Genomic DNA, 25,602 nt, shown 5'->3' with positions numbered 1-25,602 from the left:
GTGTCCATGAGAAAAGGAGGAGAGAGACTCATGAAGAGATTCTCCATCACTGTGACAGCGGCTCTTATCGGCGCGATTTTCCTGGGAGCGGCGGCGTTCGCCGCGACCACCTTCATCACCATCGGGTCCGGCGGAGTGGGAGGCACCTATTACCCCCTCGGCGGTGCCATGGCTGAAGTCCTGAGTCAGGCGGACATCGGCGTGAAGGCCACCTCCCGTTCGACTTCGGCATCCCGGGAGAACTGCCGCCTCGTCGCCAAAAATACGGTCCAGATCGGCATGTCCATGGGATCCACGCTATACCAGGCGGCGTTCGGTGTGGGAGCTTTCGAGCAGGACGGCAAACTTCCCCTGAACATCCTCATGAACATGTATCCCGCCCCGCAGCATTTGGTGACCACGTCGAAGACGGGAATCAAATCCCTTGAGGACATCAAGGGAAAACGAGTCTCCGTGGGCGCTCCCGGCGGCGGTGACCAGGTGCTCACCATGCTCATCCTCAAGGAGGCGGGGATCGATCCCGACAAGGATATCTCTAAGCAACAGCTCACGCAGCCCGAAGGCGTCATGGCGCTCAAGGACGGCAACGTGGATGCGGTGTTCTGGAATTTCGCGGCTCCTGGAGCCTCCGTCCTCGAGGTGGCGGCACAGCGTGACGTGGTCCTCGTTCCCCTTCCCCAGGATGTCGTGGACAAGGTTGTCGCGAACAATCCCTTCCTGGTTCCTCACAAGATCACGAAAGACACCTATCCCGGCATGACCGAGGATGTTCTCACCGTGGCGGATGGCAATTATCTGGTCGTCCGGAACGACATGGACGAGAAACTCGCCTACGATCTGGTGAAGACGCTTGTGGAAAACCGGGAAAAATTCCTCCAGATCACTCCCCAGGCGGAGAATTTTGTTCCCGAGAAGGCGAGCATCGGTATCATCGATTTCCATCCCGGCGCCGTGAAATACTTCGAGGAACAGGGCATTTCCATGAAGAAATAAGCTGATGGCCCGTTCTGCGGCGGATCGAATTGTCCCGATCCGCCGCAGAACGGGCCCGGTATTTCCACCGCTTTGGCCGGTTGCGGGAAATGCCGCGGGGGAGGAAGACATGGTGGAGGGAACTCGATGAATGTCTGAATTTTCCGTGAGATTTTTCCGGAGAACGAAAACGGTGCGTCGCTCCAGACAGCCTGGGAGGTACGGTAGGCATGATCAACGAAAACGAAACGACGAAAATTTCGGATGAGGCGCCCCTCGGGGAAAAGGAACTTTTGGAGGAGTTTGAAAGGCGCAAGCGGAATCTACAGGGGTGGCGCTATTGGCTCGTGGCGACCATCGCCATTGCCGCGTCACTCTTTCATCTGTACACGGCGGCGTTTGGCCTGATGGCGGCGATTTATCAGCGGAGCATCCACTGGATGCTCATGGGAGTGTTGATCTTTCTTCTTTACCCGATATCCAAGAAACGTCCCGGCGACCGCATCGATTTCTGGGATTGGATTTTCGCGGGATTGCTCGTGATCGGGTGTATGAACATCATTCTCAACTGGGACGCCATTTCCATGCGAGAGGGCATGGCGATTCCGTCGGACATTTCTCTCGGTGTCATCATGGTGCTCCTCGTTCTTGAAGCGGCGCGGCGTTCCATGGGATGGCCCCTTCCCATCGTGGCCATCGTGGCGATGCTCTATGCGCTGTTCGGTCCGTATTTTCCGGGGATGCTCGCCCACGGCGGATTTCCGCTGGAGGAACTCGCACCCTTCCAGTATCTCCGGACCGACGGCATCTTCGGCGTTCCGCTGGGTGTCTCCGCGTCGTTCATTTTTCTCTTCGTTCTCTTCGGCTCTATTCTCAACGTGTCGGGGGCCGGGCAGTTCTTCATCGATCTCTCTTTGGCCCTTACGGGACGCAGTCAGGGTGGACCCGCGAAAGCGGCGGTGGTCGCGAGTGCCCTCATGGGGACCGTCTCGGGCAGTTCGGTGGCAAATGCCGTGACCACGGGTTCCTTCACGATTCCCCTCATGAAGCGGGCGGGTTACACCTCGGAATTTTCCGGGGCCGTCGTTGCCGCGGCATCCACGGGTGGACAGGTCATGCCCCCCGTCATGGGAGCGGCGGCGTTCATCATGGCCCAGTTCCTCGGAATTTCCTACTGGGAAATTGTCGTTGCCGCGGCGATTCCCGCGACGCTCTACTTCATCTCTATCATCGCCATGGTGCATTTCCGTTCAGGAAAACGGGGGATCATGGGTATTTCAGGAGTGGAACTGCGGAATGTGAAGGAAGTCTTCCGCGAGGGATGGCATCTGCTGCTTCCCATCGTTGCCCTCGTGGGATTCCTCGCGACGGGCTACTCCGCGGTGAAGGCGGTTTTCTGGTCCATCATCTGTCTTGTCGTCGCCTCCTGGCTCGGGCAGGAAAAATACCGCATGACGCCACGGAGAATTCTGGACTCCCTCATCAACGGGGCGATCAACGCCGTGGAGGTCGCCGCAGCTTGCGCGTGCAGCGGTCTCGTCATCGGAGTCATCGGCATCACTGGTGTCGGACTGGCTTTCTCCTCCTTCGTGATGAGCCTCTCCCACGGCATTCTGCCCCTGGCGCTGATGCTCACCATGGTGGGTTCCATCATTCTCGGCATGGGCGTTCCCACCACGGCCCAGTACATCATCACCTCCACACTTGCTGCCCCAGCCCTGGCCCAGATGGGCGTACCCCTCATGTCGGCTCACCTTTTCTGTCTCTACTTCGGCGTTCTCGCGGACGTGACGCCCCCGGTTGCGCTCGCCACCTACGCGGCGGCAGGGCTTTCCAAGTCGAATCCTCTGAAGACGGGATTCGTGGCTCTGAGCGTTGCCGTGGCGGGATTTCTCGTCCCCTACATGTTCGTCTACAACAGCTACCTCCTCTTTCAGGGAAACCTGCTCCGCATCGTGCTGGGGTGTGTCACGGCTCTCATGGGTATCGTCGGGCTTTCCGCGGCGGTGCAGGGATATTATGTGGCCCCTCTTTCGCTGCCTGAGCGTCTCGCGCTCTTCATCGTACCGTTCCTGCTCATCGTCCCGAATATCTACACCGATGCAGTGGCACTGGCACTGCTCATCGGTGTCTATCTTCTGCAGAAACACAAGGTGGGACGGGGGGTTGCCCCATCCGTGGCGGTTCCCCACGCATCGAACAGTGTCGGCAAGGAGGAGTGAGTATGTCGAAGAGAATCGTCAAACCTGTCCTGTCAGCCCGAGAGGCCGTGGCGGGCATTGCCTCCGGCGCAACGGTCATGATAGGGGGGTTCAACTACGGTGGTGTGCCCTACACTCTTGTGGAGGCGCTTCTTGAGCAGGGTGCGACGAATTTGACACTTATTGCCAACGACACGGCCTACGACGATGTGGGGCACGGGAGGCTTGTCCGGGAAGGACGGGTGAAAAAAGTCGTCGCTTCGCATGTGGGGCTCAATAAAACTACACAGCGCCTCTTCAACGAGGGAAAGATGGAGTTGGAGCTCGTTCCCCAGGGAACCTTCGCGGAACGGATCCGAGCGGGGGGATTCGGCCTGGGAGGAATACTCACGCCTACCGGCGTGGGAACCGTCGTGGAGGAGGGAAAACAGGTTCTGGAAGTGCAGGGGAAACGCTATATTCTGGAGCTGCCTCTCCGGGCGGAAGTGGCTCTTCTGCGGGCCTTCCGCGCCGATACCATGGGAAATCTGACCTATCGGGGGACGAACCGGAATTTCAATCCCGTCATGGCGACCGCAGCGGATCTGGTCATCGCCGAGGTGGACGAGATTCTTTCGCCGGGAGGACTCGATGCGGAGGATATCGTCACGCCGGGCATTCTCGTGGACATTCTCGTCATGAAGGGGGATTCCTACTATGCTTCCAGAACTTGATGAAGAACGGGTGCGCCACCGAATCGCCCGGCGCATCGCCATGGAGTTCGAGAACGGGGACGTGGTGAATCTGGGGATCGGTATTCCCACGCTTGTCTCGGACTATATTCCCGAGGACGTGCACGTGATCTTTCAGACTGAAAACGGCGTGGTGGGGGCGGGGCCGAAACCGGAAAAGGAAGATCTGCGCTACATCGGTGCTGGAGGACGTTGTCTCTCCGTACTTCCGGGAGGATCCTGCATCGCCAGCGATCTCAGCTTCGGCCTCATTCGGGGTGGACACCTGGATGCCACGGTGCTCGGCACACTCGAGGTGGATCAGGAGGCGAACCTCGCCAACTGGATGATTCCCGGCAAGATGGTTCCCGGCATGGGTGGTGCCATGGACCTGGTCACGGGAGCCCGCCGGGTGATCCTCGCCACGACGCATACGAACAAGAAGGGAGAGCCCAAAATCCTTCGGAAATGCAGGCTCCCTCTCACGGGAAAGGGTGTGGTGAGCCTCATCGTGACGGAATTTGCGGTGCTCCGTTTCCGGGAGGGAAAACTGGTGCTCGAGGAAATTGCTCCGGAGGTCACGCTCGACCAGGTGCGGGCCGCCACGGAGGCGGAATTTGTCGTTGCGGATCCCCTGCTGCCGATGAAGGGCGTCGAGAAGGAAGAGGTGGTCGCATGAGACGGGCGGTGATCCTTGCCGCATGCCGCACTGCGGGGGGAAAATTCGGCGGAGCGCTGGCGGAGATGGATGCGCCTCGGCTGGGCGCGCTGGCTCTGAGGGAGGCGGTGCGGAGGGCGGGGATCGACGACGATGTCGTAGAGGAGGTCATCCTCGGCAACGGCTGGCAGGCAGGGGTCGGTTCCAACCCGGCCCGTATTGCCACGGTGGAATCGGGCCTTCCTGAAACAGTTCCGGCGTTCACGGTGAACAAGCGCTGCGGCTCCGGTTTGCGTACGGTCATGCTCGCCGCAGACCGGGTGCGTCTCGGTGACGCGGCGGTGATTCTCGCGGGAGGAATGGAGAGCGCCTCCAATGTGCCCTACCTGCTCAAGAAAGCCCGCTGGGGGCATCGCATGGGTGACGTGCCGACCTTGGACGCACTTCATGCGGACGGATTTTTCTGCCGGATGGCGGGGATGCTCATGGGCGCCACGGCGGAGATTCTTGTGGAGGAGTACGGTATTTCCAGGAGGGAACAGGACGAATTCGCGCTGCGGAGTCATCGTCTGGCCGTGCGGGCCGTGGAGACCGGGGCCTTCCGGGACGAGGTTTTCCCCGTTCGATTGAAGGACAAAAAAAAGGGAGAGATCGCCTTCGACACGGAGGAAATCCCTCGGGCGGACACCTCCCTGGACAGGCTCGCCGCACTGGAGCCCATTTTCAAGAAGGGGGGCAGCGTCACGGCTGGAACCAGCTCGGCTCTCTGCGACGCCGGAAGCGCTCTTGTCGTGGCCGATGGAGAATGGGCTGCGGCACAGGGGCTCCGCCCCATGGCGGAAATCCTGGGGTACGCATCGGCGGCGTGCGCTCCCGATCACATGGGGCTCGGCCCGGTCTACGCGGTGCCGAAGGCGCTTCAGCGGAGCGGATTTGCCCTGGAGGACATGGAACTCATCGAGCTGAACGAGGCCTTCGCCGCGCAGGTTCTGGCGGTGCACCGGGCGCTTCCCTTCGACATGGACCGCTGCAATGTCAGGGGCGGTGCCATTGCCTTGGGGCACCCCATCGGCGCCACGGGAGCGAAGATTCTCACCACGCTTCTCTACGCGCTCCGTTCTCTGGACAAGGAACTCGGACTTGCCACCGCCTGCATTGGCGGAGGACAGGGTGTGGCTCTCGTCGTCCGTCGCCTGACCTGACGTTTCCGCGACTCCGGAGAACGCGCCGCGCCACCCAGAGCGGTTCGCGCTCTCCGGAGGAAGGGTTATCCGTCGGTGCGTTTCATCGCGATGGGATGGACGAACTCCACGTGTGTTTCCGCGTCCCAGGGAAAGAGGATCCACGTGTCCTGGCTCACTTCGGTGATGAACGTGTTCACCAGCGGTCTTCCATCGGGCTTTGCGTAGACCGTGGCGAAATGTGCGGTGGGAAAGATGTCGCGGACAATCTTGGCGGTCTTGCCCGTGTCCACCAGGTCGTCCACGATGAGGAGCGTTTCCTCCTCCCTGTCCAGACATTGCGCTTGCTTGAGAATGGCGGGTTCCCCTTGGGTACGCAGAGTGTAGCTGGAGATGCACACCGTGTCCACGAGGCGGATGTCGAGTTCTCTGGCGATGATCGCCGCGGGAACGAGCCCGCCCCTGGCGACGGCGATGATCCGGGTCCAGGGACGAAGAGCGACAAGACGCCATGCGAGAGCGCGGCAATCCCGATGAAGCTGTTCCCACGAGACGGGGAAAGTTTTGTGATAGCGGTCACCGGCGGACATGAACGGATTCCTCCTTGAGATGAGACAGGAATGGTGGTGCGAAGGAGCGCTGGAATGCACACTCCCCCGGAAACTTTCTCAGCCGGAGCGGCTAAAGGCTTTCCACGCTGCGAACGGGACACTGCAGCGGAAGTCTCTGTTCCCCTTTCCGGAAAAATGGTTTACAAGGTGTTCCACGGCCACTCGGAAGCGATGCCGAACCAGGCGAGGAAGCTCGGGCCGCAGAGGATCGCTGCGATTCCACCCAGGGCGAGAAACGGACCGAGCGGAATGGCGTCCTTGCGCTTTGCCCTCCCCGTGACAAGGAGCAGCACCGCCCAGAATCCCCCGAGGAGAAAGCCGAAATAGAGTGCGGTGCCGGTCATTTTCCATCCAAGGATTCCTCCAAGTCCTGCCATGAGATGTGCGTCTCCCCACCCCATGCCTCCACGACTCAAAAGGATGATGCAGGCGATGATGCCGTATCCGAGCGCGGCGCCGAGCAGGCCGTCAATGAGGGCATGTTCGCCGCCCCCGACGCGGAGCAGGAGTCCCAGGGCTCCCGGGGCGAGGGCGAAGAGGTCGAAGATGTAACCGCTGTAGAGGTCCGTAAGGGCGTTCAGATAGAGGGAATAGGCCGCTATCGAGGCGAGCAGGAGAGGGAGAAGGGCCTTTCCGTTTGAAACGCTTTCCGGAAGGAACTGTCCCCAGCGTGCCGTGACGAGAGCGCCGATGAGGGCACAGACAAGTTCTACATAGAAATAGGATCTCGGGATGGCCGCGCCGCAGGTGCGGCAGCGCCCCCTCTGGACGAGCCAGGAAAGGAGCGGAATCAGTTCTGAGGACGTGAGAGGAGTCCCGCAGGTGTCGCAACGGGAGCGGGATTTTCCCCACCAGGATTCCCCCGCGACGGTACGGCGGGCGACCACGTTCAGGAAGGATCCAAGAACGCTTCCGAGCAGAAAGCCGAAAGAAAAAAGAACGACCAGCCACACCAAGGGCACCCCTCCACTGTTTCCGTGTGCGGTAAATGGTATAGTTATAACAGTATTCTTTCGGAAATTCACCGGGGAATTCCGTTGGTTTCTTTTTCGTCGTCCGGACTGGGGAAAACAGCGCGGTCGCTCAAGGAGGAGTGTCTCGTGTCCATGTCGTTCCATTCTTTCCGCAAGGTCTCGTTGTTGTGTCGCCTGGCGTTGCTCCTGCCACTCCTCGCGGGAGCGCTTTTTCCCCTCGCCTTGCCGCGGAAGGCTTCTGCCGCGGGGAACAGGGTGGAGGATCTCCTCGTCTCCATGACCGTGGAGGAAAAGGTCGGGCAGATGATGATCGGCTTTTTCCGGGGGAACTCCCTGTCTCCGGAACTTGCCCGACGTCTTGAAACGGTACGTCTCGGGGGTGTCATCCTCTACAGCGTTTCCGGCAACGTGGAGAGCACGTCCCAAGTGGCCGGGCTCGTGCGAGGAATCCAAACGTGCGCGAAAAGCGCCGGTGTCCTGCCGCTCTTCGTCGCCATCGACCAGGAGGGGGGGCTCATTTCCCGCCTCACGAGCGGGGTCACGGTCTTTCCGGGGAACATGGCTCTCGGCGCGACGGGCGAAACGTCTCTCGCCGCCACGCAGGCGCGTCTGCAGGCCCGGGAGCTGCGCATCCTGGGCATCACCTGGAACTATGCTCCCGTGACGGACGTGAACAGCAACCCCGCGAATACCATCATCGGCATCCGCTCCTTCGGTTCCGATCCGGGCCTCGTGGCGGACATGGGAACGGCCATGATCGTTCCCTACGCAGGAGAGCGTGTCCTCTGCACGGCAAAGCATTTTCCCGGCCATGGGGACACGGACACGGATTCCCACCTGGGACTGCCAGTGCTCCGCAAGGACAGAGAGGCACTGGAGAAGGTGGAACTCGCTCCCTTTCGGGCCATGATCGGACAGGGTGTGCCGGCGATCATGACGGCCCATGTGGAAGTTCCCGCCCTGGAGCCCGACGGTGCAGTCCGTCCCGCCACGCTTTCGTCGGCAATCCTCCAGGATCTTCTCCGGCAGGAAATGGGATTCGAGGGACTTCTCGTGACGGATTCCATGGGCATGGGGGCCATCGACCAGCACTGGGGCATGGAGGAGGCTTCGGTTCTTGCGGTGCTCGCCGGAGCGGACATGCTCATCTTTGGCGCAGACAAAGGGCACGAACCGGAGGAACAGGATGGAGTCTTCGCGTTTCTCGTCGAGGCGGTGCGGAGCGGACGGATTCCGGAATCCCGTATCGACGGGGCCGTGGCCCGCATCCTTCGGGCGAAGGAAGCTCTGGGCATCCTTGACGACCCCTGGCCAAGAGAGGGCGATCTGGACCGGCTGGCGGCGCCGGAATCCCTCGCGGTGGCGGAGGAGATCGCCGAGCGAAGCGTGACGCTGGTGCGGAATCCGAACCGTAGGGGCTCCGGAGGATGCGCCGTATCCGGAGGCGCGAAGGCCTCGGTCCTTCCTCTTGCGGGAGAGAAAATTCCTCTCGTCTGGCCTAAAGAATACGAATCTGCTCTGGCGCCGCTCCTGCTGGAGTGTCCGGGCTTCGTGCCGATGCTTCTTCCCCTCGACCCGGCATCGGAGGACATGGAGGAGGCATGTGCGGCTCTGGAGGAGCGGGAAACGGTCTTTGCGGGGAGCTACGATCTGCACCGCAACGCCGGGTGGAAAGCTCTCCTGCGTCGCCTTGGAGAGGAACGGCTCGTGCTCCTTTCCGTTCGTTCCCCCTACGATCTGCTCCATGTGGAGGACGTGTGCGGATATCTGGTGACCTACGGAGACCGTCCCGCCTCCATGAAAGCCCTCGGCCGCATTCTCTCGGGAGTGTCGTCCCCGAAGGGGCATCTCCCTGTGGAACTTCCGGGGTTCTATCCCAGAGGGTGGGGATTGGAGCGGTTCTAAAGATCGTGCTCGTCTTCGGGGAGAGTTTTCGGCAAAGTGTTTTGTTGGAGTTTCTTCACGCGGAGAGTTAGTTTCATCGAGTGCTTCGCGGAGGCGCTGTAGGCTAAGAGGCGACGGAAGCTGCTTCCGTCGCCTCTTGCGTTCTTGAGAATCGGGGGTAAGGGCAGTTCTTGGAAAATTTGGCAGGTCTTTCCGCATCAACCTTTAGGAAGCTCTGAATAAAGACCTTTGGCTTTTCCTTGACTCGGGTCGCATCAGGCTCTGCGAGGCGCCCTGCGGGGCTGACGTAGCCTTATTCAGAGATTTCTTTACTGAAGCGCGTCGAGGCGCTCCCGGGCGATGCGGGCGGAAAAGGAATCTTTTCCTGCGTCCCGTTCCAAAGCCTTGCCGTACCACTCCTTGGCCTTCGCGGTGTCTCCCGTCTTTTCCAGGTTCTGTCCGTATCCGACCGCCCAGGCCGTGAAATCCTCGTCGGACATGGCCGTTTCCTCTGCGAGAATCGCCTCGTAGAGGGGGAATGTCTTTTGAAAGTGTCCCATCTCCTCGTAGGCCCTGAGCAGGCGTTTGCGTGCGTCGGAAACGAAGGGCGAAGAGGGATAGCGGCGGAGAAGGCGCTCGAGTGAAAGAGCGACCTGGGGAAACTTCGGCTCGTCGTAGGCGAGGAGGTAGAGGTTAGAGAGCCTCCAGAGTGCCTCGGGGGCGCGTTTCGCGTCGGGACACTCGGTGAGGACCCGATCGTACAAGGAGATGAAGGTTCCGATCTGGTCCGCATCGGTGTTCGCCAGGGTCTGAAAGAGTTCCGTCGCGAGACGCTCCTGCTCCTCCAGCGGAAGCGGAGGAGTTTGTTCGATCCAGTCCTGTGGGCCGGAGGCGTTCAGAGGGTTCGCCGTCTGATCCAGGGGTGTCCGGTTTGCCGTGGTGTTTTCCTGGAGATCCAGCACTGGCGGCGGTGGCAATTCGTCCTGGCTCCCCGGCGGTGGCGCCGGAGAGGGATGCGCGTCTCCAGCGGGGGGCGGAGGTTCCGTCGGTTCAGGCAATGGCGGCGGAGGTTCCGTCGGTTCAGGCAATGGCGGCGGAGGTGGGAGCGTCTCCTCCCGGGAGCTTGTGCCGCCCAGTGGCGGCGGTGGGGGGAGCAAATCCTCCAACGAGGGAAGTCCTTCTTCAACGGAAGTGATTCGTTCCTCCGCTGTTGGTGATGGTGCCGGAAGGGATGTTGTCCCGGAAGGGAACGGCGGGGCCGAAGTGGGACCCGGGAGCCCTTCCGTTGCGGGAGGCGTGGGCATGGGGGTGGACACCGGCATCGCGGATGCTTCCTGCCGGGCGATTTTCGCCATGGCCATGTCCACGGCGGGAGCGAGGCCGGGATTGTTGCTTCGGGCTTTTTCGAGTGCTTCCCTGGCTTCGCCGAAGCGTCCGAGGCCGAGCGCGATGATGCCCTGAAGGTAGTTCGTCTCGCCGAAGAATTCCAGGTCCGGTTTTTGAGTAAGTGCCGCGTTGAGTGCCCTGGAGGCCTCTTCCCATTGCTCCAGGGAAACCAGTGTCGAGGCCAGGTAATAGTGTCCCATGACCATCCCGGGACGCATGGCGAGTCCCTGGCGGATGGCCGCCGCGGCCTCCTCGTGTTTTCCCATTTCCTTCAGGGCCAGGCCGAGATCCACGTAGGCCGTGGCGTTTCCCGGCTCTGCTTCGAGGATCTGTCGGTAGAGAATGACGGCTCTCTCGTAGTTTCTGTCCCCGTAGGCCTGGAGAGCCTGCTTGTAGAGTGTATCGGTCCGTGTCACGGCTGTGCCGGGTACGGAGGAGAGAACGGTGCAGAACAGAAGAGAAAGCGACAGAAGTACGGCGAAGGCTTTCCGCCTCCTCTGTGAGGATCGTCGGGTGCAACAAGTATCCCAGGATTGTACGTCGGATCTTTTCATGAACGTATCCTCCCTCGGTCGGTCTTCGGAGTGCTTGTTTCGGTCTGAGGTGTTCCGTCTCTTTCTTCGAACTGGGAGAGCGCCTTTCTCTCGTCGAGGATGCCTTTCGTGCCGGGAGAAACGGTTTTCACCGTACCGTGCGCTGTTACGGCACTGGCGTGGGAGATGAGACAGGGCGCGTGATACGCTTGGACAGTTCCGCCACATAGGCTTCCAGTTTCGTCACATGTTCTTCCACCCGAGGGTCTCTGACGAGGGACAAGCTTTCCCGGAAACGGATGATGGCCTCCTCGTAACGCTCTGCTTTCTGCAGTTCCACGCCCTCCCGAACGAGGCGGGCCGCTTCGTTCTTCCGCTCCTCTTCGAGGCGCCGTCTTTCCTCCTCGGCGCGGCGGGCTTCTTCCTTGCGACGTTCCTCCTCCTGTCGTTTCGCCTCTTCCTGGGCTTCGAGGCGGTGGAGACGTTCCTCGAGGATGCGGATGTGCTCCTCAAGCTTCGGGTCCGCCAGAAAGGGAAGACTTTCCCGGTACTTTGCCACGGCCTCTACGAGTTTTCCCGCCTTCTGCAGGGCCGCACCCTCCTCGCGGAGTTTTTTCGCCGCGGCGAGGCGGGCCTGTTCTTCCGCGCGGCGTTTCTCTTCCGCTTCCCTGCGTTGCCGCTCTTCTTCCTTGCGGAGGAGTTCCTCGAGTTTTTGCGCGTACTCGGCGATCCTCGGGTCTTTCACGAAGGTGAGGCTCTCCCGGTACTTCTCCAGTGCCTCCGGGTAGGATTGAGCTTTCTGCAGGGTCACTCCCTCGGCGATCAGCTCCCGGGCCTTGGAGAGGCGTGTCTCGAGAGTTTCTATCTGTTGCGCCACCGCTGGGTCGGAGGCAGCGGCAAAGCTCTCCCGGAACTTTGCCAGGGCCTGAGAAATCTGTTCTTTGTGCAGCAGATCCTCGCCCTCGAGCCGAAGTGTCTTCGCACGCTCCAGGCGTTCCTGCTGTTCCTGAACGCGTGTTGTCAGCGCCGCGATTTTTTCGTCCGTCTCGGGATTGGCCAGGATGATGCGGCTTGCTTCGTATCGTTCCAAAGCTTCCTCGATGCGTCCTTCCGCGGCGAGAGCATCCCCTTCGACCAGGAGCGCTGCAGCGCGCTGTCGCTCCTCGAATTCCGCGCTGATCCGGGCGAGTTCCGCCGCGGCAGCCATGTTTTCCGGGTCCAGTTCGTGGGCCTCGCGAAGCAGGGCGACGGCTTCCGCTCCCTCGCCCCGTGCCCAGGCAGCCAGCCCCTCGTCGAGCTTTTTCGCTGCGTCGGCACGTTTCTTGGCGTCCTCGAGAGTTTTTTCGTCCACGGTGACGGAGAAAACGGCCCTCCCCTGTCCGAGTTCGGTCCCCTCCCGATCGGTTGCGGTCACGAGAACCTCGCACTCTCCGATGGTGTGTCTGGAGAAAGCCGTCTCCGCACCGTGGAGTTCGCCCACGACGGAGGAGCCTTCGTTTGTGGCCCAGGAAAAAAGCACCTCTCCACCGAAATCGGGGGAAATGAGGGCGCGAACCCGCATCTTTTCGAAGACCGCGAGTTCTTCCTCCAGAGGGACGAGCCCCTCACCGGGCTTCCAGATCCGGGCTCTGGGCTCTTCCGGGCCGAGAAGATCGACTGTTACGTCGTAAGGGCGGATCTGCAGGGACATGGAGGCGGAGGCGAGCGTTCCCCCCAGGTCTCCGGCGGTGAGGTGGGCGGTGAGAGTGGCTTCTCCGGTCTTGAGCGCGCGGAAGAGAAAGACCGTGCCCTCGTCCTTGCCCGCCGCCGCGACACCTTCCGTTTCCCAGAGGATGGCCCGCTTCGTCTCGGGAATGGAGGGGGAGATGTGAGCCGTTACCGTCACTTCCTGTCCAATATAAGGTGTTTCGGGGAGGGCGGAGAGAGAGAGCATCAGGGGTTCCACGTTGAGAAGAAACTCCTCGGAGGTACCCAGGGGGTGGAGGGAATCCTCGCCCTGTTCGAGGACGGTGCAGCGAATGGCATAGGTTCCCGCCTCGGGGAAGATGGCGGTTACCTCGTTCGGTGTTGCCTCCGTCGAAACGGTGAAGGGAACCGCCGGAGAGGATTCGAAACGATAGACCACTCTTTCGGAAGGTGCTCCGCCCTCCGGATCGAGAGCGGCCCGGAGGAGAACGGGAATACCGGGAACGGCGGGTTCTCCGGAATCCAATCTTTCCAGCAGGACTGTGCGGGACGCGGAAGCCGGAGAAAAATCCGGCTCTTCAGGAAGAGGAGGCAGGACGGGCAATTCCGAAACAGATTCCGACGGGGTCAATGAAGGGAGCGCCGACGTGGCCGTCCCCGCCGGCTCTCCCTCGCGGAAATTTCGCAGGATTTGAGCCTCTTCCCGGAAGAGTGCTGCGATGCGTGCCGCCGCATCGTTTTCCCTTCGGGAGAGGTCCTCGGGAAGCGGTATGTTCAGGGAGGCGAAGGTTGCTCGTATCCGTGGAGCTGCATCCTGGACGAGCTTCCAGTGAGCGCGTTCGAAACGGACGCGATAGAGCCTCCGTTCCGCCTCCGCGTCGAAGCCTGTCTCGTGCAGCGGGGCTTTCTTGAGAAACTCGAGGGCCTGTCGGATCTTGACGCGCTGTTGTTCCGCCTCCGTCAGAAAGAGCTTCCCCTGGGAAGCGTCGAAGCGGGGATCTCCCGTAAGGGGGGGCAATCCCGTGAGGGGACGGGGATCGGGTTTTTCACCCGACACTTCTTCGAAATGTTTTTCCGCGCTCTCCCGGACACGGACGAGTTCCGAGTAGACGTTCAGGAATTCCTGAAGTTTTTCCGAGGGGGTTTGCCGGAGAATCTCCGTGGCCACCTGATCGACGCCGAGATCATGGAGCAGTGCCGCTATCTGTTCCGCTTCTTCGGAGATCGTTTCTTGTCCGTCGAGTTCCAGCGCCGGAAGGTCGTCTTCGGGCATGACGGGGGTATTCTCCGTTGCCGTGTCGGCGAAAGAGACACAACCAAGGAAGGTGAGGGAAAAAAGAACGAAAAAAAACAGGAACAGGGGCCAGTGGAGAGGAGGATGTTTCCCAGGATGGTGGTTCCATTGTCGGGAAGAGGTTCCTTCGTAAAGGCCGGCACGCTCCAGGGCGCTCTTCTCGTAAGAGGCGTCTCGTGCTCCTTCGGTGCGGCCTGTCCGGGAGTGCGGAGAAACGTCCCTTCTTCCGTTCTGCGGAAATGGGTTTTCGGGAGTTTCGAAAATCGTTCTTGCCATGGATGGGCACCGCCTTTCCTGGATGACATAAGGATGATCCGCCCCCGGCATCACGTGCGTTGAAGAGGGAGCATGCCTTTTGCACGCTTTTCCGTCGATTCACTACCGTGATTATCCCGCAAGGTCGGATCCGAGGCAAGGGAGGAAGTGGCAGGGTTCTCGCTTTTTCCAGTCGCTACCTCGGGCAGGGACCTGTTGATCGAACACAAAAAGGCACTCTTGGAAAAGTGTGGCTCATCGCCGCAGACGACCGCCAAACACCATGAAAACCCTTTTGCACAACTTGATGCGACGATTTGAAGCGTGAGACGTGGCCGTGTTCCGAAAGAGCGGGTTTCCTTCCGTCGGGGAACGGAAACGATGGCGGGTGCGTCGGGAGTGTGCCGGCAAAGGGCGAAAAAGCCCTCACCCGAAGGCGTGTGACGCGGATCTTCGGGTGAGAGCTTTCGTGTCTCGTGCAGGATGGTGTGGAAGGGTCAGTTTTTTGCGACGTGTCGCGCTGTCTCCACCAAGCCTGTGAAAAGGGGGAGCATGTCGTCTCCCGCGGTGAGCATTTCCTCGGGATGCCATTGCACCCCCAGGGCGAAGGGATGCCCCTGGACCTCCACGCACTCGGGAATACCGTCCGGTGCGGAAGCCGTGACCAGCACGTCCTTTCCGGGAACTCGAATGGCCTGGTGGTGGAAGCTGTTGACGAGGAAGGTCGCTCCGAGAAGACGCCGGATCAGGGATCCCTCCAGGGTGGTGACACCGTGGGTAGCGACGAAACGGAAGGATTTCTGGGAATGTTGCAGTGTCGGTTCCGGCCTTGAGGGAAGATCCTGCCAGAGCGTGCCCCCCAGGGCGACGTTGAGAACCTGGATGCCCCGGCAGATGGCAAGAAGGGGACGTCCCGTGGCCAGCGCGAGATGCGCGGCCTTCATGTGGAAATGGTCCAGATGAGGATGGACCGCGCCGAGACCAAGGGATGGCTCTTCCCCGTAGAGCGAGGGATGTACGTCGTCACCGCCGGGCAGAAGAAACCCCGCGGCCGATTCGGCCTGAGCCGACAGATCCTCCAGGTTTGACAGAAGAGGCAGCACAAGGGGAACACCGCCCCCTTTCTCGACGGCCTGGACATAACGCTGGGAGAGATCGCATCGTTCTCTTCCCCTCGCATCGAGAGCGAAATCACCGAGTATGGCGATGAGCGGTTTCTTCATGATGGCTGCATCATCCTCGATACGAAAAGGGGTGGAAAACTCCTCGTGTTCGTTGCGGCAGCCGGAAGCTCGGTGCTTGTGCGGCGCGGCGGTTTTTTCTGTTTCAGTGAAGTCCCTCTCATGAATGTTCGTGCCTCCAGTCGTTTTCTATTTCCGATGCGTCGTTCGCGTCGTCGCGGGCTTTCGCTCCGTTGATCTGTCATCCACGGAATCGGCGGCGCAGCAGCCTTGCGTCGTCGGTGCCGAAGGGGTAGTCGAGGTAGTAGATTTCCTTCTTGTGCAGGTCCAGGAGGTGCATGAATTCGATTCCGTTGAGGAAGAGCTTGTCCTCTCGGAATCCTCCCTCCAGGGAGACGTCGTGCCCGAAGAGATTGATCGGCGCGGGGTTGTGGAGGAGTTCTTCGCTCCGATGGGCGATGCGAATGTGTCGTCCCTCCGGAAAGATGTCCGTGCATCCCCGGACGATGATGCTCCGGGAGGCGAATTTTTGCAAGGTCCTTTCGTCGTCGTGGTTCCCGAGAACGAGATAGACCTCTGTAGCCGTGGTTCCCTCCAGGAGTTTCAGAAGCATGCGGACCCTCTTTTCGTACAGATCAAGACAGCAGGGGCTCCGCTCGAGTTTCACGTCGTCCGCCAGGTCACCCGTGTGGACGATCCACGAGGGGGAGAGTCTGCCCAGAAGACGTCGCAGATGGCCGTACATGGTGGAGGGTGTGTCGGAGATGTGGAGGAGCGCGCCTTGCGGGAGTGGCACCTTGCGGACGAGGCGGAGAAAACGAAGAAGACGCTCCATGTTTTCGGCGAGAGGTGTCATGGGATGTCCCCTTCCGAAGGAGAGGGCTTGCGGAAAACGGTCGGAAAAAGGTGGAGGAACGCAGGACTTTCCGCTCCTCCACCCGTGGAATTGCCCTCGTTGTGCCACGCCGGGAACATCAGGCCACGGTGATCTCCTTTTCCAGATAGACGTCCTGCACGGCGGAGATGAGCTTCACGCCCTCGTCGAAGGGCTTTTGGAAGGCCTTGCGCCCCAGGATGAGTCCCATGCCGCCGCCGCGCTTATTGATCACCGCCGTCCTCACCGCCTCGGCGAAGTCGTTCTGCCCTGCAGCGCCGCCGGAGCTGATGAGCCCCGCACGGCCCATGTAGCAGTTTGCAACCTGGTAACGGAGAAGGTCCACGGGATGGGAACTCGAGAGTTTGTCGTAGACGGCACTCGATGTCTTGCCGAATTTCAGCGCCGTGTACCCGCCGTTGTTTTCGGGGAGCTTCTGTTTGATGATGTCCGCGGCGATGGTCACGCCCAGGTGGTTTGCCTGTCCCGTGAGATCCGCCGCGAGGTGGTAGTCCGTCTCCTTCGTTTTGAATGCCTCGTTGCGCAGATAGCACCAGAGAATGGTTGCCATACCCAGCTCGTGGGCTCGTTCGAAGGCCTGGGAGATCTCCTGGATCTGGCGGTTCGACTCGGGGCTGCCGAAATAGACCGTGGCGCCCACCGCGACGGCTCCCATGTTCCAGGCCTGTTCCACCGAGGCGAAAAGAATCTGGTCGTGGGTGTTCGGATAGGAAAGGAGTTCGTTATGGTTGATCTTGAGGACGAAGGGGATCTTGTGCGCGTACTTTCTCGCGACCATGCCCAGAACACCCAGTGTGCTGGCTACGGCGTTGCAGCCGGCCTCGACGGCGAGGCGCACGATGTTCTCGGGATCGAAATAGAGGGGATTTGGGGCGAAGCTGGCGCCGGCGGAATGTTCAATGCCCTGGTCCACGGGAAGAATCGACAGATAGCCCGTTCCGGCGAGGTTTCCGGAGTTGAAGAGTGTCTGGAGTGAGCGCAGGACGGGAATGGGTCTGTCCGAGGCGGCGAAAATGCGGTCCACGAAATCGGGACCCGGCACATGGAGGGATTCCTTCGGGATCGTGTTGCACCGATGGGCGAGGAGATACTCCGCTTCGGAACCGAGAAGCGCTTCGATATCCTTCATAGTAATGCTCATGTTCTCAACCTCCTTCTTGTTCTGAAGGCACACGTTCCGTCTTGAGGATGGCGTGACGGATTTTCTGGAGAGCTATTCCATGCCCGTTCAATTATACAACGAAGAAAGCGATGGTGCGGAAATTTCCGTGGCCCGTGCTAGAATGAGACGTCATGAAATTCAGAGGAACTGTGACGTGGAGAGATCCTCTCTAGACTTCTGAACGAAAGAAGGTGAACGGACATGTCAAAACGGACGATTTTCGTGACGTTCCCCACGCAGAGAGAGGTGCGGAGAGTTTTGGAGGAAGAAGTCGGTTCTCTCGCCCGGTTACTTTACGTGGAAGACGTTTCCTCCAGGGAGCGGGCCTCAGTTCTCCGCGAAGTTGAGATCCTACTGTCCTTCTTTCTTTCCGCAGAGCTCTCTCCGGAGGAGCTGGCTTGCCTGGATTCACTCGTCTTCCTGCAGTCCATGCTCGCGGGAGTGGACAACATCCCTTTCGCCGCGCTTCCGCAGGGAGCACTCGTTTGCAGCAACGGAGGTGCCTGGGCGGATCCTCTTGCGGAACACGCCCTCGGCATGGCCTTGGCGCTTGGAAAACTTCTCTTCTGGAACCACGGCAAGCTTTCCAGGGGTGAATACGATTTCACCGAGAAAAGCTTCTGGTTCCGGAATTCCGTATGCGGCATTCTCGGTTTCGGGGGAATTGGCAAGGCCATCGCGGCTCTGGCGCGACCCATGGGGATGAAAATTCACGCGATCAACCGCAGTGGTGTCTCGGATGTCCCGGTGGACTTTCTCGGTTCTCTGGAAGATCTGGAGACGATGCTCCGTGTCACGGACGTGCTTTTCGTGACGATTCCTCTCACGCGAGCCACCAAGGGGTTGCTGGGAAGCCGGGAACTCTCGTGGATGAAGGACGAGGCGATTCTCGTCAACGTCGCTCGCGGAGACATCATTTCCGAGAAGGCCCTCTTCGAACACATGCGGGACCATCCCCGCTTCAAGGTGGGCATCGACACGTGGTGGAACGAACCTGAAGAGGGGAAGCGTTTTCGTGTCAATTACCCGTTTTTCCGTTTTCCTCATTTCCTCGGCTCGCCCCACAACGCGAACAGGGTGGAGGGAATAAATCCCGTGGCGGCGCGTTTCGCCGCTGCGAATATCGCTCGCTTCCTCCGAGGCGAGGCGCCGAAGGGCGTGGTGGACAGAGAGGAGTACCTGTGACCTCTCTTTCCGTCAGCGCGGGGATGTGTGAGAGGCTCAGGAGTCTGGTAAGGGAAATAGCGGAGTCCGGTGGGTCGAATTTCTGTTATGTTCTCCCCGGAATCGATGCAGGATAGTCCGTTTTCGTACGAGGTGCAAAAGGAATCGAGAGGAGGAAAGTCCGTGCCCTACAAAATCGTTTTTTTACGACACGGAGAAAGCGAGTGGAACAAGGAGAACCGTTTCACCGGGTGGACCGACGTGGATCTTTCCCCAAGAGGGGTGGAAGAGGCTCACGAGGCGGGGCGTCTTCTAAAGCGGGAAGGCTTCGTCTTCGATGCGGCGTACACCTCGGTGCTCAAGAGGGCGATTCGTACTTTATGGATAGTCTTGGACGAAATGGATCTCATGTGGATCCCCGTCACTCGCTCCTGGCGTCTCAACGAGCGTCACTACGGAGCCCTTCAGGGGCTCAACAAAGCCGAAATGGCTGCGCAATACGGTGAGGACCAGGTTCTTCAATGGCGGCGCAGCTACTCGGTACGCCCTCCGGAGCTCGACGCGGAGGATCCTCGTTTCCCCGGAAAGGACCCCCGGTACGCAGCCCTGTCCCGGGAGGAGCTGCCCTCTGCGGAGTCCCTGAAGGACACGGTGGCGCGCGTCGTTCCCTACTGGAAGGATGTCATTGCTCCGGAGATCAGGAAGGGAAACCGTCTTTTGATCGCCGCCCATGGCAACAGCCTTCGTGCTCTGGTGAAGTATCTCGACCATGTGGACGACGAGGAGATTGTGGGACTCAACATTCCCACGGGAATTCCCCTGGTGTACGAACTGGATGATGAACTGAAGCCCCTCGGACATTTCTATCTCGGAGATCCCGAAGCAGTGGCGAAAGCCGCGGCTGCGGTGGCGAACCAGGGCAAGGCCCGTTGATCACCAAGAAATAGGGGAAAGGAAGCGATTCGATGGCGAAGCGATTGAAGAGCGTGCTTCCGTTGTTCCTTCTTCTGCTCTTGTTCACGTTTCCTGCGGGAGCGACGGAGGGGCAGCGGCTGGGAGGATATGAACTGGCCGCACTCAAAGGGCCTGAAGTGCTTGCCACGGACACGCTGTTGGGAAAGCCCGTGCTCCTTGTCTTCTTCACCCCAAGCTGTCCCTATTGCAAGACCGAGCTGACGGAGCTGAATCACGTCGCGAAAGAGTACGAAGAGAAAGGTGCTCTGATGCTCGCCCTCGCGCCGGGATGGACACCTCATGAGCCGCTGGAGAAAACCGTGGAATCCTGGGAAGTGACGAACATTCCTGTCTACACCGATGGGAAACCGGGTTTCTTCGACGCCTTTGGCGTGCGGGGCGTTCCCTTTTCCGTGATCTTCGACAAAGAAGGCAACGTTGCCCGGAGTTATTCCGGACTCGTGGCAACGGAGGAGATACGCAAGGTTTTGGATGAGTTGTTGGAGTAAAAAGAAAGAAAAATAGGGGAAAAAAGAGCGCAATTTCCGGCGGAGAAGAAAACACCCGTGCGGCGGAGAGGAAACTCCTCTCCGCCGCACGGGTGTTTTCTTGCTCTCTAAAAGAATACGGGAGGGGAAGCCCGTCCCAATATCGACTCTTGTTGGGTGTTGTTGAGAGTCAGCTCCGGTAGGACTTCATCATTCTCGTATAAAATTGAAGGAGTGTCCGCTTGTACTTCGCGTTCGCCCGTCCCTTGTACCGGTCGAGGGCTCTGTCGATATCTCCGTTGTACCGACGAATGTGATTTGCCAGGAAGTAGGTGCCTACGCGGATGTTGTTTTCCGGAACCATGAGGTCCTTGAGGGTTTTGATATGCGGGAAAGCTCTCGCGATGCTCTTGCGATGGGCGGACCACTTGATTTGCATGAGACCGTAACATCCGTGAGCGGAGGTGTTCGCCCGTGCGGTCGATTCCTTGACGACGATGGCTGCCACGAGGACAGGATCCACGCCGAAATCCTTGGCGGCATCGGTGATGAGTTTCGCATAACGTTCCGCGGTCTGTCCGGAGAGGCGCCCATTGTGCTCTCGCAGAAATCTCGCGATGGTCGTTGCCGTTTTCGGATTGCACTTGCCGTCGCCCAAGCTCTGCATGTAGAGGAAGTCGGGGTTTCTGTTGAAGAACTGCTCCTGCGCCGATGCGGGAAGGGTCCAAACAAACAAAAACAGAAGAAACGCCGCGAACGAGGCGGAGAAAATGCACCCGGCTCTTCGTGTCATCGTCATCAATCCTTTGCGTACAAGATAGGTTGGGGTGGTTTCGTTGTCGTTCCTCCTTTTCGCCCGAAAAAAGACGCCAGCCTCTTCAGCTGGCGGAAATATATATATATATGGTAAGGGGATTTTTTCTCTCTGGCAACCCGTAGGATTACGGAAGCGTCGGAGGGAGAAGCGTGGTTTGCTTTTGTCAAAGCAAGGCAACATCGGATTTGAAAGCTGTCTTGACGTGGAGACGTGATAATCATGCAAAAAAATCTTACTCTTTTGGTTTTTTCTGTTTTTTTATGTATTGCGTGTTTCTACAGCGCTGTACCATGTGTTTCTTTTGGAGAAGTGCGTCTCGGTGAGGAGGATTTTCAGCCCCTCACACCGTTTCTGCGGGAGTTTCCCGGTTGGGAAGGGGACGTGGTGGAGCTGTTTCTCGATGAGGACGCAAGAGGAGGCGTCCTCTCCAGAAGCTACACCAAAGAGAAGGCACTCCTCGAAATACGCATCATGATCGGTGGAGGAGTTGCGTCCTATCTCGGAGGCATGGTTCCGGGGATGCTTCTCATGGAGAGCGACACGGTGCGTATGGAGCGATGTTCTTTCGGAGGCTTTCCGGCGATAATCCGCCAGGAAAAGGGCAATTCGGCGGGGGCGCTGGCCGTTCTTCTCGGAGGCGAAAAGCCGGAGTCCTCCCAGGAGGAATGGGATGCGCTGGTGCTCTTCGTTTACGAAGGGATCACCAGCGCCGATGTGGAGCGGCTTGCGAAGGAAATCGATCTTCAGGGTTTGCAACACATCGTCGGATCCTCGGGAAAGGTCCAGCAATAGTTCTGTGGCGGTTTCATCAACCCTTTCATCGCGAAGGGAAAGTCACTGGCGAAGACCAGAGCGTCTTCGTCGCGGAAGAGGAGCATGTCCCGGTTGCCCTTCTTCACGAAAGGAACACCGTCGGCGAAGCCGAAGAAATTAGACTCGAAGCAACAGAGCGTCTCCATCAGAGGGAGTCCCATGTCCACCACCATGCGACCGATGAATTCGCTGTCGGTGATGTCGCCCCAGGCCCGTGCGAGGGGCGCAAGGGCCGCCTCGTTGCCGTTCGCCGCGAAGACGAGCCGGGACGTTGCCTTGCCGGTGGCGGAGTGTCGCCCTTCCACGGAAAAGGGATGGCAATTGCGGTCGGAGATGGAACCCTCGCTGGCTTCCCTGCTGTGAAAGAGAACCCATGCGTACTGCTCCGTCTCCATTGCTCGGGCTGCTTCGGCGGGGGAGAGAGAAACGCCTTTTGCCATACGCACTTCCCCGTCTTCGCCGAGGAGGGCGTAGCCGTTGCCGTTTCCTCCATCCCGCAGCTCCAGCGCCTCAAGGTATTCCCGCAGTGAGCTGCAACCCGGAATGTCCGCGAGGATCTTCCGGAGTCGGAAGATTCCGTTCCTGTTTGCTAGGAGCATTCTGCACATGGCGCATGTCACCTCCACAGGGCTTTCGTCGACCAAACGGGGAAAGTGTAGCAGAAAAGGGCCGATTTGGGACCGGCGGGATCCGGAGATTGTGATATGCTGTGTTCCGGCGGTATTTTTCCAGCCGGAATCGAGAAGACGAGGAGCGATGTGATCATGCTGCGATGCGGCATTGTTGGTCTTCCCCTTTCTGGGAAAACAACGGTTTTCAATGTCATTACGAGAGCAGGTGCTGAGGTAAAAGCCTACGCGGGGGGCAAGACGGACCCCAACCGGGCGATGGTGGCTGTTCCGGATGAGCGGTTCGACCGGCTTGTTCACCTTTTTCAACCGAAAAAGGTGTCGCCTGCTGTTATGGAGTTCGTGGATCTCGCGGGGCTGTCCCGCGGAGCCGGAAAAGGCGCCGGGCTCGGCAACGCTTTTCTTTCCTTCGTGGGCGACGCGGATGCCCTTGTGCACGTGGTACGCTGTTTTGACAACCCCGATGTCCCCCATCCGGAAGAAAGCGTGGATCCCCTGCGGGACTGGCAGATTGTGGAGATGGAACTCATCTTCCGGGATCTGGGTGTCATCGAAAACCGTCTTTCCCGCCTCGGAGCGAAGAAACGCCTCCTGCCCGAGGAGGAACAGGAGAAGGTGCTCCTTGAGCGCTGCCAGGCCCATCTGATGGAAGAACGCCCCTTGCGGGAACTCGCTTTTTCGCCCGAGGAAGAACGGAGCGTCCGCGGTTTTGCCTTCGTGACGCGCAAGCCGGAGCTTGTGGTGCTGAATCTGGACGAAACCCAGACGGACGAGACCCGGATTCCCGGCTGGAAGGACATGGAGAAACTCGTTTCGGAGCGCGGGCTCGGACTTGTCCGCATCTATGGGCGCATGGAGATGGATATGGCCGATCTCGCTCCGGAGGAACAGGAGGAGTTCATGAAGGATCTGGGTGTTGTCGAATCCGGGCGGAATCGTCTTATCGCCAGGGCCTATGGACTCCTGGGACTCATTTCCTTTTTTACCACCGGCTCGGACGAGGTGAAGGCCTGGACTCTCCGGAAAGGCGACACGGCACTCGCTGCGGCGGGCACGATTCATTCCGATCTGGCGAGGGGGTTCATCCGCGCTCAGGTTGTCTCCTACGAGGATTTCTGTGCCCACGGGGAATCTCTTCCCCGGTGCCGGGAGGCGGGAGTGCTCCGTCTTGAAGGTCGCGACTACCTTGTCGCTGATGGTGACATGATCGAAATCCGTTTCAACGTTTGAGACTGCGTGCCGCCCTTTCCAGGGGTGGCGGAGAGGAGGATCCGAAGTGACGGAAAAAAGAAGCGATGGCATGCTCTGGACTCCCCTGGAAGTTCGCGGGGTGAGGATGGCGAATCGTATCGTCGCCGCTCCCACGGCGACGGGAACCGCCGACGAGGAAGGGCGCCCCACGGAGGCCGCGCTGAGGCGGTACGGCGCTCTCGCTTCGGGAGGCGTTGGGCTTGTGGTGATGGAACATCACGCGATCCGTCCGGACGGAAGGGTCCGCCGCACGCAGTACATGCTGGATCGGGACGAGTTGGTGGAGTCCCACCGGAAACTCACCGCGCTCTTTTCCGAGGCGAACGTTCCCGTTCTGGTACAACTCAATCATTCGGGAGGACTCCTCCGCGACGCGGAGCTTCTCAAACGTCCCGGATTCGTTCCCGTTGGGCCGTCGGCGGTTCCGCATCCCTCGGATGAATTCGGTGTGGTGCCCCGGGAGCTTTCCCGGGAGGAACTTTCCGCTTTCGTCGCGTCCTATGCGGCTGCGGCGCTTCGAGGACTTGCCGCAGGCTACCGTGGAGTTGAGATCCATGCGGCCCACGGCTATTTTCTTGGGCAATTCCTGAGCCCGCTTACGAACAGAAGGACGGATCAGTACGGGGGCAATGTGCGAAATCGTGCGCGTCTTCTGCTCGATGTGGCGGATGCTCTTCGAGACTTGATCGGTGACGAGGCGGTTCTCTCGGTTCGGCTCGGCATGGCGGATGTTTTGCCCGGAGCGCCTTCCAGAGGAGGACTCGACGTGGAAGAAGCCCTATGGGTCGCTCGGGAACTTGTCGCTCTTGGTGTGGACATTCTGGATCTGTCGGGAAATCTCTGTGGCTACGACGGACCTGGGGAAGCCTATTTTGCTCCGTATGCGGCGGCGGTGAGCGAACGCAAGGGGAGGGCTCTCGTCGTCTGTACGGGAGGGATTCGGCGCCGGGAAACGGCGGAACGGCTCCTGAGAGAGGGTGTGTGTGACCTCGTCGGTCTCGGTCGTCCGCTTTTCGCAGATCCCTATTTTCTGAGAACCTGGAAGGAGTAACGTATCATGCATGTCTACATCAGCTGCGACATGGAGGGGGCCACGGGGGTCGTCGGATTTGACCAGGTGGAACCGGGCAGCGCGGGGTACGCGTTCGGAAGGGCCATGCAGCGCCACGATCTGCTCGCCGTGGTGCATGCCGCTCTTGAGGCGGGCGCCACACGCATTCTCGTGAACGACGCGCACGAGAACATGAACAATCTCGACTCCACGGGATTTCCGACGTCGGTGGAACTCTGCAGCGGCTCGCAGAAGGTATTGAGCATGGTCGAGGGAGTGGACGAGTGTCAGGTGGCCTTTTTCGTGTGCTACCACGCCATGGCGGGAACGGAGAAGGCTGTGACGGACCACACTATGTCCCGGATCGTTCATGACGTGCGCCTCAACGGGCGTTGCGTGGGAGAAACGGGAATCAACGCGGCGGTATGCGGTTTTCTCGGTGTCCCCGTGGCGCTTGTCACGGGGGATCAGGCGGTGTGTCTGGAGGCGGAGAGCCTCCTCGGCGAGGAGCTTGTCACCTGCGCCATCAAGGAAGGACGAAGCGCCTCCGCAGCCCGGCTTCTGCCGCCGGAAAGGACGGAAGCTCTACTGCGCGAGGCGACCCGTCGCGCCATGGAGCGGGCGCTTTCGGGCAAGGCGCCTCTTTTTCCGCTCCAGTCTCCGTATCGCATGGAGTTGGAATTCAGTCGTTCCTCCCAATGTGACGCCGCCTGCATCGTGCCCGGGAGCAGGAGATTTTCCGGAAGAGGATTGATGGCGGAGAACGAGGATATGCTCGAACTCTATCGCTGGTTCCGTTCCGCCGTGAATCTCGCCGAATCGGCCTGAACCCGGATGCCGAGGAGGGATCGC

The 25,602-nt window shown here is 59.9% G+C and carries 22 protein-coding genes; 13 read left to right on the top strand and 9 right to left on the bottom strand.

Going from position 1 to position 25,602, the window contains the following annotated elements:
- The first annotated feature begins 30 nt into the window (after positions 1-30).
- The 5 genes from K349_RS0109995 (at position 31) to K349_RS0109975 (ending at position 5,743) form a co-directional block, all read left to right on the top strand.
- Positions 31-993, top strand: a complete 963-nt coding sequence (locus K349_RS0109995) for a TAXI family TRAP transporter solute-binding subunit (protein ID WP_029165672.1) — start codon at positions 31-33, stop codon at positions 991-993.
- 209 nt (positions 994-1,202) lie between these two features.
- Positions 1,203-3,194 carry a TRAP transporter permease gene (locus tag K349_RS0109990; RefSeq protein ID WP_029165671.1) on the top strand — a complete coding sequence of 664 codons (1,992 nt, stop codon included), beginning with the start codon at positions 1,203-1,205 and terminating at the stop codon, positions 3,192-3,194.
- 2 nt (positions 3,195-3,196) lie between these two features.
- Entirely contained in the window at positions 3,197-3,886 is a 690-nt protein-coding gene (locus K349_RS0109985) for a CoA transferase subunit A (protein WP_029165670.1), read from the top strand.
- Entirely contained in the window at positions 3,870-4,562 is a 693-nt protein-coding gene (locus tag K349_RS0109980) for a 3-oxoacid CoA-transferase subunit B (RefSeq protein WP_029165669.1), read from the top strand. Before K349_RS0109985 ends, K349_RS0109980 begins: the two co-directional genes overlap by 17 nt.
- Positions 4,559-5,743 (top strand): thiolase family protein, encoded by a 1,185-nt coding sequence (locus K349_RS0109975; protein ID WP_029165668.1) that lies wholly within the window; start codon positions 4,559-4,561, stop codon positions 5,741-5,743. Before K349_RS0109980 ends, K349_RS0109975 begins: the two co-directional genes overlap by 4 nt.
- A gap of 65 nt (positions 5,744-5,808) precedes the next feature.
- Here K349_RS0109975 and gpt read toward each other — a convergent pair whose 3' ends face one another.
- Entirely contained in the window at positions 5,809-6,312 is a 504-nt protein-coding gene (gene gpt, locus K349_RS0109970) for a xanthine phosphoribosyltransferase (RefSeq protein WP_029165667.1), read from the bottom strand.
- Between the two features lie 161 nt (positions 6,313-6,473).
- Positions 6,474-7,286, bottom strand: coding sequence for a prepilin peptidase (locus tag K349_RS19175; RefSeq protein WP_029165666.1), 813 nt, complete (start codon positions 7,284-7,286; stop codon positions 6,474-6,476).
- Between the two features lie 153 nt (positions 7,287-7,439).
- Between K349_RS19175 and K349_RS0109955 the strand changes: the two genes are divergently transcribed.
- Complete coding sequence (locus K349_RS0109955) at positions 7,440-9,212, top strand: glycoside hydrolase family 3 protein (protein ID WP_029165665.1); 1,773 nt, start codon at positions 7,440-7,442, stop codon at positions 9,210-9,212.
- Positions 9,213-9,520: 308 nt separating this feature from the next.
- Here K349_RS0109955 and K349_RS19895 read toward each other — a convergent pair whose 3' ends face one another.
- The 5 genes from K349_RS19895 to K349_RS0109925 form a co-directional block, all read right to left on the bottom strand.
- Complete coding sequence (locus tag K349_RS19895; protein ID WP_029165664.1) at positions 9,521-11,131, bottom strand: tetratricopeptide repeat protein; 1,611 nt, start codon at positions 11,129-11,131, stop codon at positions 9,521-9,523.
- A gap of 145 nt (positions 11,132-11,276) precedes the next feature.
- Complete coding sequence (locus tag K349_RS0109945; protein ID WP_157367358.1) at positions 11,277-14,069, bottom strand: coiled-coil domain-containing protein; 2,793 nt, start codon at positions 14,067-14,069, stop codon at positions 11,277-11,279.
- 773 nt (positions 14,070-14,842) lie between these two features.
- Entirely contained in the window at positions 14,843-15,568 is a 726-nt protein-coding gene (locus K349_RS0109940; protein ID WP_029165662.1) for a gamma-glutamyl-gamma-aminobutyrate hydrolase family protein, read from the bottom strand.
- Between the two features lie 199 nt (positions 15,569-15,767).
- Entirely contained in the window at positions 15,768-16,382 is a 615-nt protein-coding gene (locus K349_RS0109935; RefSeq protein WP_029165661.1) for a metallophosphoesterase, read from the bottom strand.
- Positions 16,383-16,500: 118 nt separating this feature from the next.
- Positions 16,501-17,562, bottom strand: a complete 1,062-nt coding sequence (locus K349_RS0109925; protein ID WP_029165660.1) for a class I fructose-bisphosphate aldolase — start codon at positions 17,560-17,562, stop codon at positions 16,501-16,503.
- Positions 17,563-17,784: 222 nt separating this feature from the next.
- Here K349_RS0109925 and K349_RS0109920 point away from each other — a divergent pair, with 222 nt between their 5' ends.
- The 3 genes from K349_RS0109920 to K349_RS0109910 all read left to right on the top strand — a co-directional run bounded on the left by K349_RS0109920 (position 17,785) and on the right by K349_RS0109910 (position 20,210).
- Complete coding sequence (locus K349_RS0109920) at positions 17,785-18,768, top strand: 2-hydroxyacid dehydrogenase (RefSeq protein ID WP_029165659.1); 984 nt, start codon at positions 17,785-17,787, stop codon at positions 18,766-18,768.
- A gap of 162 nt (positions 18,769-18,930) precedes the next feature.
- Positions 18,931-19,680, top strand: coding sequence for a 2,3-diphosphoglycerate-dependent phosphoglycerate mutase (gene gpmA, locus K349_RS0109915; protein WP_029165658.1), 750 nt, complete (start codon positions 18,931-18,933; stop codon positions 19,678-19,680).
- A gap of 32 nt (positions 19,681-19,712) precedes the next feature.
- Positions 19,713-20,210 (top strand): TlpA family protein disulfide reductase, encoded by a 498-nt coding sequence (locus tag K349_RS0109910; RefSeq protein ID WP_029165657.1) that lies wholly within the window; start codon positions 19,713-19,715, stop codon positions 20,208-20,210.
- 169 nt (positions 20,211-20,379) lie between these two features.
- On the opposite strand, the gene K349_RS0109905 is transcribed toward K349_RS0109910, so the two are convergent.
- A complete protein-coding gene (locus K349_RS0109905; RefSeq protein WP_029165656.1) occupies positions 20,380-20,982 on the bottom strand; it encodes a transglycosylase SLT domain-containing protein in 603 nt (200 codons plus the stop codon).
- 333 nt (positions 20,983-21,315) lie between these two features.
- On the opposite strand from K349_RS0109905, the gene K349_RS0109900 reads away from it, so the two are divergent.
- Positions 21,316-21,798 (top strand): hypothetical protein, encoded by a 483-nt coding sequence (locus tag K349_RS0109900; protein ID WP_029165655.1) that lies wholly within the window; start codon positions 21,316-21,318, stop codon positions 21,796-21,798.
- Here the strand turns inward: K349_RS0109900 and K349_RS0109895 are convergent.
- The gene (locus tag K349_RS0109895) at positions 21,750-22,427 is read right to left on the bottom strand and encodes a class II glutamine amidotransferase domain-containing protein (RefSeq protein WP_029165654.1); all 678 of its coding nucleotides are present in this window, start codon (positions 22,425-22,427) and stop codon (positions 21,750-21,752) included. The two genes, K349_RS0109900 and K349_RS0109895, sit on opposite strands and share 49 nt — an antisense overlap.
- Positions 22,428-22,583: 156 nt before the next feature.
- Between K349_RS0109895 and ychF the strand changes: the two genes are divergently transcribed.
- From ychF to K349_RS0109880, 3 genes are read left to right on the top strand one after another with little or no spacing between them, the layout of a single operon-like run.
- Positions 22,584-23,678: a redox-regulated ATPase YchF gene (ychF, locus tag K349_RS0109890; RefSeq protein WP_084460354.1), complete on the top strand. Its 1,095-nt coding sequence runs from the start codon at positions 22,584-22,586 to the stop codon at positions 23,676-23,678.
- A gap of 46 nt (positions 23,679-23,724) precedes the next feature.
- Entirely contained in the window at positions 23,725-24,750 is a 1,026-nt protein-coding gene (locus K349_RS18085) for an oxidoreductase (protein WP_245588027.1), read from the top strand.
- 6 nt (positions 24,751-24,756) lie between these two features.
- A complete protein-coding gene (locus K349_RS0109880; protein WP_029165651.1) occupies positions 24,757-25,578 on the top strand; it encodes a M55 family metallopeptidase in 822 nt (273 codons plus the stop codon).
- Positions 25,579-25,602 lie beyond the last annotated feature (24 nt).

Source organism: Aminiphilus circumscriptus DSM 16581, from assembly GCF_000526375.1.
Taxonomy (GTDB): domain Bacteria; phylum Synergistota; class Synergistia; order Synergistales; family Aminiphilaceae; genus Aminiphilus; species Aminiphilus circumscriptus.
Note: the sequence above shows the minus strand (reverse complement) of the source record. Positions and strands in the feature narration are given on the sequence as shown.

Bases quoted from the DNA above. Each gene is read 5' to 3' on its own strand.
- K349_RS0109995 (WP_029165672.1), top strand. From the start codon at position 31: ATGAAGAGATTCTCCATCACTGTGACAGCGGCTCTTATCGGCGCGATT.
- K349_RS0109990 (WP_029165671.1), top strand. From the start codon at position 1,203: ATGATCAACGAAAACGAAACGACGAAAATTTCGGATGAGGCGCCCCTC.
- K349_RS0109985 (WP_029165670.1), top strand. From the start codon at position 3,197: ATGTCGAAGAGAATCGTCAAACCTGTCCTGTCAGCCCGAGAGGCCGTG.
- K349_RS0109980 (WP_029165669.1), top strand. From the start codon at position 3,870: ATGCTTCCAGAACTTGATGAAGAACGGGTGCGCCACCGAATCGCCCGG.
- K349_RS0109975 (WP_029165668.1), top strand. From the start codon at position 4,559: ATGAGACGGGCGGTGATCCTTGCCGCATGCCGCACTGCGGGGGGAAAA.
- gpt (WP_029165667.1), bottom strand. From the start codon at position 6,312: ATGTCCGCCGGTGACCGCTATCACAAAACTTTCCCCGTCTCGTGGGAA.
- K349_RS0109955 (WP_029165665.1), top strand. From the start codon at position 7,440: ATGTCGTTCCATTCTTTCCGCAAGGTCTCGTTGTTGTGTCGCCTGGCG.
- K349_RS19895 (WP_029165664.1), bottom strand. From the start codon at position 11,131: ATGAAAAGATCCGACGTACAATCCTGGGATACTTGTTGCACCCGACGA.
- K349_RS0109945 (WP_157367358.1), bottom strand. From the start codon at position 14,069: ATGCCCGAAGACGACCTTCCGGCGCTGGAACTCGACGGACAAGAAACG.
- K349_RS0109940 (WP_029165662.1), bottom strand. From the start codon at position 15,568: ATGAAGAAACCGCTCATCGCCATACTCGGTGATTTCGCTCTCGATGCG.
- K349_RS0109935 (WP_029165661.1), bottom strand. From the start codon at position 16,382: ATGACACCTCTCGCCGAAAACATGGAGCGTCTTCTTCGTTTTCTCCGC.
- K349_RS0109925 (WP_029165660.1), bottom strand. From the start codon at position 17,562: ATGAGCATTACTATGAAGGATATCGAAGCGCTTCTCGGTTCCGAAGCG.
- K349_RS0109920 (WP_029165659.1), top strand. From the start codon at position 17,785: ATGTCAAAACGGACGATTTTCGTGACGTTCCCCACGCAGAGAGAGGTG.
- K349_RS0109910 (WP_029165657.1), top strand. From the start codon at position 19,713: ATGGCGAAGCGATTGAAGAGCGTGCTTCCGTTGTTCCTTCTTCTGCTC.
- K349_RS0109905 (WP_029165656.1), bottom strand. From the start codon at position 20,982: ATGACACGAAGAGCCGGGTGCATTTTCTCCGCCTCGTTCGCGGCGTTT.
- K349_RS0109895 (WP_029165654.1), bottom strand. From the start codon at position 22,427: ATGTGCAGAATGCTCCTAGCAAACAGGAACGGAATCTTCCGACTCCGG.
- ychF (WP_084460354.1), top strand. From the start codon at position 22,584: ATGCTGCGATGCGGCATTGTTGGTCTTCCCCTTTCTGGGAAAACAACG.
- K349_RS0109880 (WP_029165651.1), top strand. From the start codon at position 24,757: ATGCATGTCTACATCAGCTGCGACATGGAGGGGGCCACGGGGGTCGTC.